The organism is Streptomyces sp. NPDC020845, from assembly GCF_044334165.1.
GTDB lineage: Bacteria > Actinomycetota > Actinomycetes > Streptomycetales > Streptomycetaceae > Streptomyces.
Map to the genome: position 1 here is coordinate 292,141 of NZ_JBIRSJ010000002.1, position 12,969 is coordinate 305,109.

13 protein-coding genes are annotated in these 12,969 nt (G+C 72.2%); 2 read left to right on the forward strand and 11 right to left on the reverse strand.

Features of this window, described 5'->3' with window-relative positions; all coding sequences use genetic code 11:
• Positions 1-21 precede the first annotated feature (21 nt).
• From ACH4U7_RS05185 to hisI, 10 genes are all read right to left on the reverse strand, one after another.
• Positions 22-786, reverse strand: a complete 765-nt coding sequence (locus ACH4U7_RS05185) for a DsbA family protein (protein ID WP_398526659.1) — start codon at positions 784-786, stop codon at positions 22-24.
• A 69-nt stretch (positions 787-855) separates the two neighbouring features.
• Complete coding sequence (gene trpA / locus ACH4U7_RS05190) at positions 856-1,665, reverse strand: tryptophan synthase subunit alpha (RefSeq protein WP_398526660.1); 810 nt, start codon at positions 1,663-1,665, stop codon at positions 856-858.
• Positions 1,665-2,897 (reverse strand): tryptophan synthase subunit beta, encoded by a 1,233-nt coding sequence (gene trpB, locus ACH4U7_RS05195; RefSeq protein WP_398526661.1) that lies wholly within the window; start codon positions 2,895-2,897, stop codon positions 1,665-1,667. Before trpB ends, trpA begins: the two co-directional genes overlap by 1 nt.
• A 1,022-nt stretch (positions 2,898-3,919) precedes the next feature.
• Positions 3,920-4,093 (reverse strand): tryptophan biosynthesis modulator TrpM, encoded by a 174-nt coding sequence (gene trpM / locus ACH4U7_RS05200; protein WP_398526662.1) that lies wholly within the window; start codon positions 4,091-4,093, stop codon positions 3,920-3,922.
• 7 nt (positions 4,094-4,100) lie between these two features.
• Positions 4,101-4,910: an indole-3-glycerol phosphate synthase TrpC gene (gene trpC / locus ACH4U7_RS05205; protein WP_014180510.1), complete on the reverse strand. Its 810-nt coding sequence runs from the start codon at positions 4,908-4,910 to the stop codon at positions 4,101-4,103.
• Positions 4,911-5,113: 203 nt separating this feature from the next.
• Positions 5,114-5,524, reverse strand: coding sequence for a DUF2752 domain-containing protein (locus ACH4U7_RS05210; RefSeq protein ID WP_398526997.1), 411 nt, complete (start codon positions 5,522-5,524; stop codon positions 5,114-5,116).
• Between the two features lie 253 nt (positions 5,525-5,777).
• Positions 5,778-6,026 carry an HGxxPAAW family protein gene (locus ACH4U7_RS05215; protein WP_089511390.1) on the reverse strand — a complete coding sequence of 83 codons (249 nt, stop codon included), beginning with the start codon at positions 6,024-6,026 and terminating at the stop codon, positions 5,778-5,780.
• Between the two features lie 110 nt (positions 6,027-6,136).
• Positions 6,137-6,826, reverse strand: coding sequence for a TIGR02234 family membrane protein (locus ACH4U7_RS05220; protein ID WP_398526663.1), 690 nt, complete (start codon positions 6,824-6,826; stop codon positions 6,137-6,139).
• 160 nt (positions 6,827-6,986) lie between these two features.
• Positions 6,987-8,501: an anthranilate synthase component I gene (locus tag ACH4U7_RS05225; protein WP_398526664.1), complete on the reverse strand. Its 1,515-nt coding sequence runs from the start codon at positions 8,499-8,501 to the stop codon at positions 6,987-6,989.
• Between the two features lie 11 nt (positions 8,502-8,512).
• Positions 8,513-8,878 (reverse strand): phosphoribosyl-AMP cyclohydrolase, encoded by a 366-nt coding sequence (gene hisI / locus ACH4U7_RS05230; RefSeq protein ID WP_385628309.1) that lies wholly within the window; start codon positions 8,876-8,878, stop codon positions 8,513-8,515.
• Positions 8,879-9,012: 134 nt separating this feature from the next.
• Between hisI and ACH4U7_RS05235 the strand changes: the two genes are divergently transcribed.
• On the forward strand, positions 9,013-10,050 hold the full coding sequence (locus ACH4U7_RS05235; protein WP_398526665.1) for a hypothetical protein: 1,038 nt from the start codon (positions 9,013-9,015) through the stop codon (positions 10,048-10,050).
• 99 nt (positions 10,051-10,149) lie between these two features.
• Positions 10,150-10,782, forward strand: a complete 633-nt coding sequence (locus ACH4U7_RS05240; protein WP_398526666.1) for a TIGR03085 family metal-binding protein — start codon at positions 10,150-10,152, stop codon at positions 10,780-10,782.
• 133 nt (positions 10,783-10,915) lie between these two features.
• Here the strand turns inward: ACH4U7_RS05240 and leuA are convergent, their stop codons facing one another.
• Positions 10,916-12,730 carry a 2-isopropylmalate synthase gene (gene leuA / locus ACH4U7_RS05245; protein WP_398526667.1) on the reverse strand — a complete coding sequence of 605 codons (1,815 nt, stop codon included), beginning with the start codon at positions 12,728-12,730 and terminating at the stop codon, positions 10,916-10,918.
• Positions 12,731-12,969: the final 239 nt, after the last annotated feature.

Genomic DNA, 12,969 nt, shown 5'->3' on the forward strand with positions numbered 1-12,969 from the left:
CTCCGTAACGAGCACGGGTCCCTAGCCCTTCCCGGTGACCATCCGCTTGAGTTTCCGCGGACTCAGCGGCTTGTTCGGGTCCCCGTAGATCGCCTTCCCGTCCAGCAGAACGGTCGGCGTCATGCTGTACCCCGAGCGGGTGAAGACGCTGTTGGACTTCCGCACCCACCCGTCGTGCTTGCCCTCCTCGACGCATCTGCGGAACGTCTCGGTGTCCAGCCCCGGAACCTTGCCCGCCAGCTTGATCAGCTTCGACTTGTCCGCGTACGAGTCCTTGGTCTCCGACGGCTGGTTCTTGTAGAGCACATCGTGGTACGCCACATACTTCCCGGCGTCCTGCGCGCAGCCCGCCGCGTTCGCCGCGTACAGCGAGCCGGTGCCGCCCATATTGCCGTCGATGATCGTCACCAGGTGGTAGCGGACCTTCATCCGGCCCTTGTCCTGCAACTGGTGCACGGTCTTGCGGAAGACGTCCTCGAACTGCTTGCAGCCCGGGCAGCGGAAGTCCTCGTACACGGTCAGCGTCTTCTGCGCGCCCGCCTTCCCGGTCGGGATCACCGTGCCGGTCGCACCCCGGGGGGCCACCGCCCGGCTGCCGGACTTCCCCGAGTCCCCGCCGCTCTTCGAGGCGACCATGCCCACCCCCGCGGCCACCCCCAGCACGGCCACCACCGCCCCGGCCACGCCCAGGCCACGCCTGCGCTTGGCGCGGACCCGGTCCTTCTCTCGCTGTTCCCGCAGCCGCTCCCGGGCGCTGCGCTTCCCCTCACGGTTTTTCTCGCTCACGCCCACGACAACGAGGCGGAGGAGCCCCACTGAACCCCTCCGCCCCGTATTCGCTCTATCGAGGGACCCCTACCGGGGGACGCGGACGCCCTCCGCCAGCTCACCCGCCAGGTCCCGGACGGCCGTGAGCCCCGTCTCCAGGTCCTCGGCGTCCATCAGCCGCCGCACGAACGCCGTCCCGACGATCACGCCGTCCGCGTACTCGGCCACCTCGGCGGCCTGCCGGCCATTGGACACCCCGAGCCCCACGCACACCGGCAGCGAGGTCGTCGCACGGGTGCGCGCCACCAGCCCCCGCGCCCCCTCCCCCACCGAGTCGCGAGTGCCGGTCACGCCCATGATCGAGGCCGCGTACACAAAGCCGCTGCCCGCCGCGGTGATCTTCGCCAGCCGCTCGTCACTGCTGCTCTGGGCCACCACGAAGACCGTGGCCAGCCCATGCTGCTCGGCGGCCTTCCGCCAGGCCTCCGACTCCTGGACCGGCAGATCGGGCAGGATGCAGCCCGCCCCGCCCACCGCGGCCAGATCGGCGGCGAACCGCTCGACGCCGTACCGGTCCACCGGATTCCAGTACGTCATGATCAGGACGGGCGCCCCCGTCGCCGCATGCACCTCGCCGACCGTACGGATCACATCGCGGATGCGAACACCGCCCCGCAGCGCGATGTCGTCGGCGGTCTGGATGACGGGGCCGTCCAGCACCGGATCGCTGTACGGCAGGCCGACCTCGATCACATCGCAGCCGCCCTCGACCATCGCCGTCATCGCCCGCACGCCGTCGTCGACGGTCGGATAACCGGCCGGCCAGTAGCCGATGAGCGCGGCGCGCCCCTCCTCCTTGGCCTTCGCCAGCACGGACCCCAGCAGCTCTGCGCTCATCACTTCTCTCCCTCGTAGAGCCCGAAATACCGCGCGGCCGTGTCCATGTCCTTGTCGCCCCGGCCCGACAGATTGACCAGCACCAGCCCGTCGCCGCCCAGCTCACGCCCGAGCTCCAGCGCCCCCGCCAGGGCGTGCGCGCTCTCGATCGCCGGGATGATCCCCTCGGTCCGCGACAGCAGCCGCAGCGCCTGCATCGCGGCGTCATCGGTGACCGCCCGGTACTCGGCCCGCCCCGTGTCCTTCAGATACGCGTGCTCCGGGCCGACCCCCGGATAGTCCAGCCCGGCCGAGATCGAGTACGGCTCCAGGATCTGCCCGTCCTCGTCCTGCAGCACATACGACCGGGAGCCGTGCAGAATCCCCGGCTCCCCCTTGGTCAGCGTGGCCGCGTGCTCCCCCGTCTCCACGCCGTGCCCGGCCGGCTCGAAGCCGAACAGCCGCACCGACTCGTCCTTCAGGAAGGCGTGGAACAGCCCGATCGAGTTCGACCCGCCCCCCACACACGCCGCGACCGCGTCCGGCAGCCGCCCGACCCGCTCCAGGATCTGCCGCCGCGCCTCCACGCCGATCACCCGGTGGAAGTCGCGCACCAGCGCGGGGAACGGGTGCGGTCCGGCGGCGGTCCCGAACAGATAGTGCGTACGGTCCACGTTCGCCACCCAGTCGCGGAACGCCTCGTTGATCGCGTCCTTGAGCGTCCGGCTGCCCGTCTTCACGGAGACGACCTCGGCGCCCAGGATCCGCATCCGCGCGACGTTGAGCGCCTGGCGCTCGGTGTCGATCTCCCCCATGTAGATCACGCACTCGAGCCCGAACAGCGCACACGCGGTCGCCGTCGCCACGCCGTGCTGCCCCGCACCGGTCTCGGCGACCACCCGGGTCTTGCCCATGCGCTTGGCGAGCAGCGCCTGGCCCAGCACGTTGTTGATCTTGTGGGATCCGGTGTGGTTGAGATCCTCCCGCTTGAGAAAGATCCGCGCACCCCCCGCATGCTCCGCGAACCGCGGCACCTCGGTCAGGGCACTGGGCCGCCCCGAGTAGTTGACCAGCAGATCCTCGAGCTCGGCGGCGAACGACGGATCGCTCTTCACCTTGTCGTACTCAACGGCGACCTCATCCACCGCGGCGACCAGCGCCTCGGGGATGAACTTGCCGCCGAAGGCGCCGAAATACCCCTCGGCGGTGGGGATACGACCCTCCGGGTCCGGAACAAAGAAGTCAGACGGCATCTGACGTACTCCTCAGTCGGGGCGGATGCCCCACAGCTCATAACGGACAAATAACCACGATGATCGCTGCGCGACGGTGCCACGCGCGGGAGGGTGCGGGGGGCTTCCCCCTACCCCACCCCTGCCCGAGCTGTGGGCGCCGGGCGCTTCGCCCCCAGACCCCAGCGATCGCTGGGGCGGGTGGCTCGGGGCTGCGGGGCCGCCGACGGTGAGATGCGCCGCGGGCTTCGCCTTCAGACCCCAGCGGTGGCCGGGAGCCGGGTGGCGTCGGTCAGGGCGCTGCCGGGGGTGACATGAGACGTCGCCCCGCCCCGGACACCCCTTCCGGCACCGGACCGGCCTCGGACACCCCACCCCGCCCGGCCGACGAACCGGCCGATGGGATGGGGCGGTCCGCACCGCCCGGGCCCGAGTTCGGCCGGGAGGCCGACCTACCAGAAGGGAGCCGGGGCCGCCCCGCATCCGAGCCGCATCTGAAGCCAGACGCCACCCGAGGGGAAGCCGGAGCAACCAGCCCCACGCCCCAGCCGAACCCGAAACCGGACCCACCCGAGGGGGAAGCCAGAGACCACCAGCCCCGCACCCGGAACCAGGCCAGCCCCACGCCCCAAGCCGAACCCACCCGAGGGGAAGCCGCACGTCGGCTGCAGGAGGTGCGCCCAACCGGGCTGGAGCCGACCCCTTGTGGGGGAAGCCAGCGCCTACTCGGGTTGGGCCCGAGCCAATGGGACGAAGCGCGCCCGCCTGCCCTCGACCGGGTCGGGACGACCCGCCCGAGAACCGGAGAAGAGAGGCGAAGCCCACCCGCACCGCAACCGCGACGGGCCCGGGCCGGGGTCACCGGTCGGGAGTCGCCGACGAGGCGGGAGGGGGTGGGGGTGCAGGGGTGGCGCCCTGGACGCTTACGCATATTTGTGGCGCCAAGTTCCGAGCGACCCTACGTTTCGGGCCATCGGCGCCGTAAATATGCGGTCCAGGGTGACAGCCCCGGAGGCCACGCCCCCGGCACCCACCACAAACGCTCAGCGCACCGCGCGCAACCTCAACGCAGCGAGCGACCCACGCCATCGGCGCCCGTTGACCTGCCCCGGCTCGCATCCGATGTGGTAGCGCACCCGCCGCCCCCGCACCCGCCTCGCGGGCGCGCGGCAGCCACGGGGGCGGCACCCCCGGGCCAGGCGCGCGTACGTGTCCATGGCGGCCTCAGTCCCGCCCGTGCCGCAGCGCCGGGTGCGCGCCCGCCGCGACCAGGTCCGCGACCGCGCCCTTCGGGTCGCGGCCGGTGACCAGGGACTCGCCCACGAGCACGGCGTCCGCGCCGTCGTTCGCGTAGGCGATCAGATCGTGGGGGCCGCGCACACCCGACTCCGCGATCTTCACGATGTGGTCCGGGATCTCGGGCGCGACGCGCGCGAAGTTCCCGCGGTCCACCTCGAGCGTCTTCAGGTTCCGCGCGTTGATGCCGATCACCCGCGCCCCCGCGTCGACCGCCCGCGCGGCCTCCTCCTCGTCGTGCACCTCGACCAGCGGCGTCAGCCCGATCGATTCGGCACGCTCGATGAGCGAGACCAGCGCCTCCTGGTCCAGCGCGGCGACGATGAGCAGGGCGACATCCGCGCCGTACGCCCGCGCCTCCCACAGCTGGTACGAGGTGACGATGAAGTCCTTGCGCAGCACCGGGATGTCGACCTTGGCCCGCACGGCCTCCAGGTCGGCCAGCGACCCGCCGAACCGGCGCTGCTCCGTGAGGACACTGATGACCGCGGCGCCGCCCGCCTCATAGTCGGCGGCGAGCCCAGCCGGGTCGGCGATCGCGGCGAGCGCGCCCTTGGAGGGGCTGGACCGCTTGACTTCGCAGATCACCTTGACGCTGTCGCCCTTGAGCGCGGCGGCGCCGTCCTTGGCCTGGGGTGCCTTGGCGGCCCGCTCCTTGAGCTCGTCGAGGGTGACGCGCGCCTGCCGCTCCGCGAGGTCGGCACGGACTCCGTCGATGATCTCGTCGAGCACACTCACGCGAGCGGCCCCCTTCCGGACGGGGATGGAGCTTCTGATCACTACTGGCGCAGCGGGCGTCCTCTGGGGGACGAGCACTTCACCAGGCACTGCGATGGTATCTGGCGGAGAACCGAGGTCTCGCATCCGGTTGACGCGGACCTGCGCAATCCGCCGCCGTGAACCCGATACGGAACCAACGGGTACCCCCATCAAATCAACGGTCACGGCGTGAGGAAACTTCCGAAGGGGAAGTTCCGGATAACCGTGAAACCGAGAACCACCCCGCCGAGCACCCACCCGTGTACGGCCCGCAGCGGGACCACCGGCCCCGCCACCCCCACCGTCCGCCGCCCCCGTACGCACGCCACGAACCACCGCAGCCACACCACGGCGAACCCGAGGTAGCCGAGGACGGCGAGCGCATTGGCCCCGAGCGCGGTGAACGGTTCGCCGTGAGCGATCGCGTACGCGCTGCGCAGCCCGCCGCAGCCGGGGCAGTACACGCCGGTGAGCCTCAGCAGCGGGCAGGCGGGGTAGTGGCCCGGCTCGTTGGGGTCGACGAGCCCGACGAAGGCGAAGGCGGCCACGACCGCCGCGAGCGCGCCCACAGGAGCGCCCAGCCGACGCACCAGCCCGACCCCACGGCCGCTGACCCCGCGGCCACCGGCCCCACAGTCGCCGGCCCCACGACCGTCCCCCGGAACGTCCGTCGGCGCAGGTGTTTCCTCGGTCACATCGCCGAGTCTCCCCGCGGATACACGAAGGCGCAGCTCAGGGTCCGCGCATCTGCCTCCGTACGGCGCTACGACCGTACGGCCGTAACGCCCGGACCCCGCGCCGCACCTCGAAACAGACCTGCCGGGTCGCCCCCGACCCGGCCTCGGCCTACTGCTGGGTCTGCGCCTGCGGCTGGGCCGCCCGCTGCGCCTGGGGCTGCCGCTTCGGCGTCATGCCGAGACCGGCCGCGCGCATCGCCAGGCCGACGACGCCGCCGAGGGCCACCACGACCATGCCCGCCCAGAAGCCGATCGGGTTGGCCAGCACGACAAACGCACCGGCGACACAGAAGCCGATGAAGGCGATGGTGACGCCGGTCCAGGCGGCCGGGGTGTGTCCGTGGTTGTTACCCGCCATGAATACTCCTCGTTGCTCTACTGCCCCCGGGTTCCGGGCGCGCGGGGCGAACGCTCCCACGTCATTGTCCCCGACGCGCGCAAATGTCTTGAGCGGGGGGTCCTAACCGCTCAGGCCTCGCGGCCCGCCGACCGCTCCGTCGGATCCTCGCCCCGGTCAAGCGCCTTCCACAGGTCCTCGGGCCGCTCCGGATCCCCCGCGGCCCCACCGCGCCGCGCCCGCGCGGCCGGGCCGCGGCTCCCCTTGCCGTCTCCCGCCCGCTCGTACCGGCCGGACATGGCGGGCCAGTGGCGGCCGTAGCCCAGCGCGAGCACCCCGGCGAGCAGCAGCAGGAGCCCGCCCACCATGGCGACCCAGGGCCACGGGGTGTACGCGACGTCGTGGATGGCGCTGTCGGCCAGGCCGGTCGCCTGGGACGCCTTCTCCTCGAGCGCCGCCTTGTCGGACGCGCCGAGCACCGCGCTGACCACGATGCCCGCCCCGCTGAGGGCCAGCAGTCCGGAGACGACCCAGCGCCCGACGCGGTTGACGGCGAACACCGCGACGAGCGCGGCGAGGCCGACGACCGCCAGCGCTCCGGGCAGCCCGGTGATGTCGTCACCGTTGGCATGCTGCGGCAGGGTGCCCTTGGCGACCGCCGCCGTGCCCTTGGCCCAGGTGCGGCTGGTGGCCAGCAGCACGAGCGCGGCGCCGAGCGCGCCGGACAGCAGGGCGACGCCGAGGCTGCGTCTACGGCCGCGCGCGGCTGAGGCGGTGGGCTCGTGATGGGCCCGGGGCTGGGGTACGGCTGCTGCACTCACGCGTACCACTATCCCCCACGGGTCGGACAGCCCCGCCGCGGGGATACGGTTTGCCTGATTCGACGCCGAAAACCCGGAACGTTATGCGACACCGGACCTTCGAAACGTCAGCCGACACCGGACACCGAGCACGTCAGCCGGCACCGAGCACCCGAAACGTTCAGCCCCGCTCCAGCCGCCCCGCCGTGTGCACGGCCCGCAGCACCGCCGCCGCCTTGTTCCGGCACTCCGCGTCCTCCGCCACCGGATCGGAGTCGGCGACGATGCCCGCGCCGGCCTGGACGTACGCCGTCCCGTCCCGCAGCAGCGCCGTACGGATGGCGATCGCGGTGTCGGAGTCGCCGGCGAAGTCGAGATACCCGACGCAGCCCCCGTACAGGCCGCGGCGGCTCGGCTCGAGTTCCTCGATGATCTGCATGGCGCGCGGCTTGGGGGCGCCGGAGAGGGTGCCGGCGGGGAAGCAGGCGGTGAGCACGTCGAAGGCCGTACGGCCCTCGGCGAGCCGGCCGGTCACGGTGGAGACGATGTGCATGACATGGCTGTAGCGCTCGATCGACATGAAGTCGACGACCTCGACGCTGCCGGGCTCGCAGACCCGGCCGAGGTCATTGCGGCCGAGGTCGACGAGCATCAGGTGCTCGGCACGCTCCTTGGGGTCGGCGAGGAGTTCGTCGCCGAGAGCGGCGTCCTCCTGCGGGGTGGCGCCGCGGGGGCGCGTACCGGCGATCGGGTGCACCATCGCCCGCCCGTCCTCGACCTTGACCAGCGCCTCCGGGCTGGAGCCCACGACATCGAACCCGTCGAAGCGGAAGAGGTACATATACGGGCTCGGGTTGGTGGCCCGCAGCACGCGGTAGACGTCCAGGGCGCTCGCCACGCAGGGCGTCTCGAACCGCTGGGAGGGCACGACCTGGAAAGCCTCGCCCGCGCGGATGCGCTCCTTGATGTCCTCCACGGCCGCCATGAAGTCCGGCCCGCCCCACAGTGCGGTGTACTCGGGGAGCTCGGAGGCCGGCAGGGCGGTGGGGTCCGTGGGGACGGGGCGGGCCAGGTCGGCGGCCATCGCGTCGAGCCGTGCCACGGCGTCCGCGTACGCCTCGTCGACGCCCGTGGCGAGATCGTTGTGGTTGATCGCGTTGGCGATCAGCAGGACCGTGCCGTCCCAGTGGTCGAGCACGGCGAGATCCGAGGTGAGCAGCATGGTCAGCTCGGGCAGCCGCAGATCGTCCCGGCCGCTCTCGCCGATCTTCTCCAGGCGGCGCACGATGTCGTAGCCGAGGTAGCCGACCATGCCGCCGGTGAACGGCGGCAGATGGACAAGACCCCCGAGGTCGCGGGGCGTGTGCAGGGTCTCGATGGTCGCGCGCAGCGCCTGCAGCGGATCGCCCTCGGTGGGGACGCCGACGGGCGGGGTGCCCAGCCAGTGCGCCTGGCCGTCACGCTCGGTGAGGGTGGCGGCGCTGCGTACGCCGATGAAGGAGTAGCGGGACCAGGACCGGCCGTTCTCGGCGGACTCCAGGAGGAAGGTGCCGGGGCGCTCGGCGGCGAGCTTGCGGTACAGGCCGACCGGGGTGTCGCCGTCCGCGAGCAGCCGCCGGGTGACGGGGATGACGCGGCGGTCGGCCGCCAGCTTGCGGAAGGTCTCGAGGTCCATCGTGTGCGCACCCTGGGTCATGGCTGGCGAGCCTACTGGCCGAGCGGCAGGACGTCGGAATCGAAGCAGGTGCGGTCGCCGGTGTGGCAGGCCGCGCCGACCTGGTCGACCTTGACCAGGACGGTGTCGGCGTCGCAGTCGAGGGCCACGGACTTGACCAGCTGTATGTGGCCGGAGGTGTCGCCCTTGACCCAGTACTCCTGGCGGCTGCGGCTCCAGTAGGTGGCCCGGCCAGTGGTGAGGGTGCGGTGCAGCGCCTCGTCGTCCATCCAGCCGAGCATCAGCACCTCGCCGGTGTCGTACTGCTGGGCGATGGCGGGGACGAGGCCGTCGGCGTTGCGCTTGAGGCGGGCGGCGAGGGCCGGGTCGAGGGCGGAGGGGCGGTCGGAGCCGGTCATGCGACCATTCTGCACTCCCCACGCCGGGGACTGATTCCGCACTCCCCGAGGCGGGGGCCAGGGGTGGGGCCGAAGTCGGGTCCGCCGCGGAGCCCGATGACTCGGTTGTCGGTGGGATGGGGCATGCTTCGGGCATGACGTTTCCGCCGTCGCCGAACGACTCCAACCGGTCTGGAAACGGCGGGGGGTTCGGGCCGCCGCCGGAGCAAGGTTTCGGGCCGCCGCCCGAACAGAGCCAGGGACAGGGCTTCGGGCCGCCTCCGGAGCAGGGCTTCGGGCCGCCCGCGCAGCCCGGCCTGCCCGCACCGCAGGGCCAGCTGCCGCCGTCGGGCGGCTTCGGACCGCCCGCCGGTGCACTGCCTCCCGGCGCACCGGCTGCCGGTCCGCTGCCCTCCGGTCCGCTGCCCTCCGGGTCGCTTCCGCCGGGCGCGCTCCCGCCCGGCGCCTTTGCCCCCGGCCCGCTGCCGTCCCCGCCGCCGCGCCCTGGTTCGGGCGGGGGCAGGACCGCGGCGATAGCCATTGCCGCGGTGGTGGCGGGCGCGCTGGTCATCGGCGGGATTCTCATCGGCACGCGCGACGACGGCGACAAGAGCGAGGCATCCGGCAAGGAGACGGCACCCGCGTCGGCCGACGCGAAGTCGTCGGACTCCCCCTCGGCCTCGGCTTCCCCGTCGGACTCCGCCTCCCCCTCCGAGGGAGCGTCCGGCTCGGCGGACCCCGGACAGGGCGCGCCGCTGGGCGGCGGCAGCGACGCCTCCGACGGCGGTACGTCCCCCTCGGCCTCCGAGCCGGGGGACCCCGGCGATCTGGTGCCGTATGCGGTGCTCAAGCCCGGCGAGTGCTTCGACCACCCCGCGCTCGACAGCAGCGTGACGAAGATCGAGAAGCGGGCGTGCAGCGGTCCGCACGACGGTGAGGTGGTCGCCAACGAGACGCTGACCGGGGACTTCTCCACCGAGAAGGCCATTCAGGACAAGGCGCTCTCGCTGTGCGAGACGGATGCCAAGAAGCGGCTGAAGTCCATACCGAACGACGGCCGGATGTATTACTACTACGCGCTCTATCCGGCGCTGGCCACCTATCGGATCCGGGGCGAGGACCAGGTCTCCTGCGCGCTGACGCTCAGCTCGGGCCCGGGTGGCAAGAAGCTGACCAAGCCGCTTCCAGGGTGACGGGGCGCCGGACTGACGGGACGCAAGGGGGGGCGTGGCCCAGGGGTGACGGCCCGGCGCCGGTGGCGGGGGCCGGACGGCGGTCGTAGGGTGGGCGGTATGTCCACTCACGCGAGGCGCGAACGGCTGCTGCTGGCCGACCTGTTGGAGACCGCCGGCTCCGATGCCCCGACGCTGTGCGAGGGCTGGACCACCCATGACCTGGCCGCCCATCTGGTGGTCCGCGAGCGCCGCGCGGACGCGGCCGCCGGTCTGCTGCTCAAGCCGCTGGCCGGGCGGCTGGACCGGGTCCAGGCGGAGTTCGCCGCGAAGCCGTACGGGGAGCTGGTCCAGCTCTTCCGCGAGGGTCCGCCGCGGATGTCGCCGTTCGCCGTCAAGCAGGTGGACGAGGCGGCCAACACCATCGAGTTCTACGTCCATGCCGAGGACGTCCGCCGGGCCCAGCCCGACTGGCAGCCGCGCGAGATCGACCCGGTCTTCGCCGACGCGCTGTGGTCCCGGATCGAGCGGATCGCCAAGACGGTCGGCCGCAAGTCCCCGGTCGGCCTGGTGCTGCGCCGCCCGGACGGCCGTACGGCGGTGGCGCACCGCGGCACCCCGGTGGTCACGGTCACCGCGGGACCGGGCGAACTGGCGATGTTTCTGTTCGGCCGCCAGGACGCCGCCCGGGTCGGGTTGGAGGGCGACAAGGAGGCGGTGGCCAAGCTCCAGGCCGCCAAGCTCGGCATCTGAGCCGACGTCCTGACTCTGTGCCCTGGTGCTGTGCCCTGGTGCTGTGTCCTGACTCGGTGTCCTGACTCGGTGTCCAACCGAGCACCGGCGCACCGCCCCCTCACCGCATCAGCCCTTCACCTCACCCCGGCCATCACCACACCCGCGCCCGGTTCACGGCGGCCAGCACGGCGTGCACCGACGCGGTGAGCACGGAGGTGTCCTGACCCGCGCCCCACCGCGTGCTGTCACCGACGCGGCATTCGACATAGGCCATGGCGGGGCTGCCGGGCCCGGCGGCGGTCGCGTGCTCGGCGTAGTGGAGGATGTCGACGGCGATCCCGGCACCGGCCAGAGCGTCGGCGAAGGCGGACAGCGGCCCGTTGCCCATGCCCTCGTACACACGCTTGTCGTCGCCCGTGTGCAGCTCGCAGACGAAGCGGTGCCGGCCGGGGCCGGTCTCCTCGGTCGCCCATGACCCGAGGGTGACCGGGCCGCCGTCGTGACCGGGGACGAGATACGACGTACGGAACAGCTCCCACAGGTCCTCGGCCGCGGCCTCCCGGCCGCTGTCGTCGGTGGCGGCCTGCACGATGCGGGAGAAGTCGGCGCGCAGCCGCTTGGGCAGGTCCAGACCGTAGTGCGCCTGGAGCAGATGGGCGATGCCGCCCTTGCCCGACTGGCTGTTGACGCGGATCACGGCCTCGTAGCTGCGCCCCACGTCGGCCGGGTCGATCGGCAGATACGGCACCGCCCACGGCGCCTGCCCTTCCGGCACCCCGGACTCGGCGGCCCGCCGGGCGTGCTGGGCCAGCCCCTTGCTGATGGCGTCCTGGTGGGTGCCGGAGAAGGCCGTATAGACCAGCTCGCCGCCATAGGGGTGGCGCGGGTGGACCGGAAGCCGGTTGCAGTGCTCGACGGTGTCGCGGATCGCGTCGATATCGGAGAAGTCGATCATCGGGTCCACGCCCTGGGCGTAGAGGTTCAGGGCGAGCGTGACCAGGTCCACATTGCCCGTCCGCTCGCCGTTGCCGAACAGACAGCCCTCGACGCGCTGGGCGCCCGCCAGCACGGCCAGCTCCGCGCAGGCGACCCCGGTGCCCCGGTCGTTGTGCGGATGTACGGAGAGGACGACATCCGAGCGCCGCTCCAGGTGGCGGTGCATGTACTCGATCTGGTCGGCGTACACATTGGGGGTGGCGCACTCGACGGTGGCGGGCAGGTTGTGGATCACCGGCCGCTCGGGGCAGGCGTCCCACAGCTCCGTGAGGCCGTTGCAGACCTCCAGGACGAAGTCGGGTTCGGTGAGGTTGAAGACCTCCGGGGAGAACTGGAACCGGATGTTCTCGGGGCGCGCCTCGGCGAGCCGGGCCAGATGCCCGGCGGCGTCCCGGATCATCCCGTACACCTCGGCGCGGCCACGGCCCAGCACCACCTCGCGCCAGACGGGGGCGGTCGCGGTGTAGAGATGCACCACCGAGCGGGGCAGGCCCTCGATGGCGGCGTACGTCCGCTCGATCAGATCACGGCGGGCCGGGGTGAAGACCACCACGGTCACATCGGCGGGGACCGCGTCGCTCTCCGCGAGGTGGCGTACGAAGTCGAAGTCGGTCTGGCTCGCGGAGGGGTAGCCGACCTCGATCTCCTTGAAGCCCATCGCGACCAGGAGGTCGAACATCCGGCGCTTGCGCGGGGTGTCCATCGGCTCGGCCAGGGCCTGGTTGCCGTCGCGCAGATCCACCGGCACCCACAGCGGCGCCCGTTCGATCCGGCGGCCCGGCCAGGTGCGGTCGCCGGTCAGCGGCACCGCGACCCTGTCGTACACGGACCGGTAGCGGTGGTGCGGCATGGCGCTGGGGCGCTGCGGGTTCCAGGAGGGGGCGTCGGCGGGGAGGGGCCCGTGCGGGGTGCGGAGCGCCGGGGGCGCGGGGGTGTTGTGCCGGATGGGCTCGTCGTACTGAACAGCCATGAGGCCGGGATGTCCTTCGCTCGATCGGGGTCGACCGGCAAGCACGGCACTCCGCGGCGGGGTGCCGGTCCGGTCAGGCCCCGCCGCGGCAGCCGAGAAGAAGGAGTCCGCGCAGCGACATGCGGGATAGGCTAGCCATATGTCAGGTCCTCAGACAAGCTGAGAACCTGCGGAGTTGGCGACGACGAGGCGACGCCCCACGCCCCCAACTCTCCAGACGCTCCCTGAAAGGTGAACCG

Excerpts from the sequence above, each read along its gene's own strand:
- hisI (WP_385628309.1), bottom strand. The coding sequence starts at position 8,878 with ATGACCGGCTCCGACCGCCCCTCCGCCCTCGACCCGGCCCTCGCCGCC.
- trpM (WP_398526662.1), bottom strand. The coding sequence starts at position 4,093 with ATGGACACGTACGCGCGCCTGGCCCGGGGGTGCCGCCCCCGTGGCTGC.
- trpB (WP_398526661.1), bottom strand. The coding sequence starts at position 2,897 with ATGCCGTCTGACTTCTTTGTTCCGGACCCGGAGGGTCGTATCCCCACC.
- ACH4U7_RS05240 (WP_398526666.1), top strand. The coding sequence starts at position 10,150 with ATGTCCACTCACGCGAGGCGCGAACGGCTGCTGCTGGCCGACCTGTTG.
- ACH4U7_RS05225 (WP_398526664.1), bottom strand. The coding sequence starts at position 8,501 with ATGACCCAGGGTGCGCACACGATGGACCTCGAGACCTTCCGCAAGCTG.
- leuA (WP_398526667.1), bottom strand. The coding sequence starts at position 12,730 with ATGGCTGTTCAGTACGACGAGCCCATCCGGCACAACACCCCCGCGCCC.
- ACH4U7_RS05235 (WP_398526665.1), top strand. The coding sequence starts at position 9,013 with ATGACGTTTCCGCCGTCGCCGAACGACTCCAACCGGTCTGGAAACGGC.
- ACH4U7_RS05215 (WP_089511390.1), bottom strand. The coding sequence starts at position 6,026 with ATGGCGGGTAACAACCACGGACACACCCCGGCCGCCTGGACCGGCGTC.
- trpA (WP_398526660.1), bottom strand. The coding sequence starts at position 1,665 with ATGAGCGCAGAGCTGCTGGGGTCCGTGCTGGCGAAGGCCAAGGAGGAG.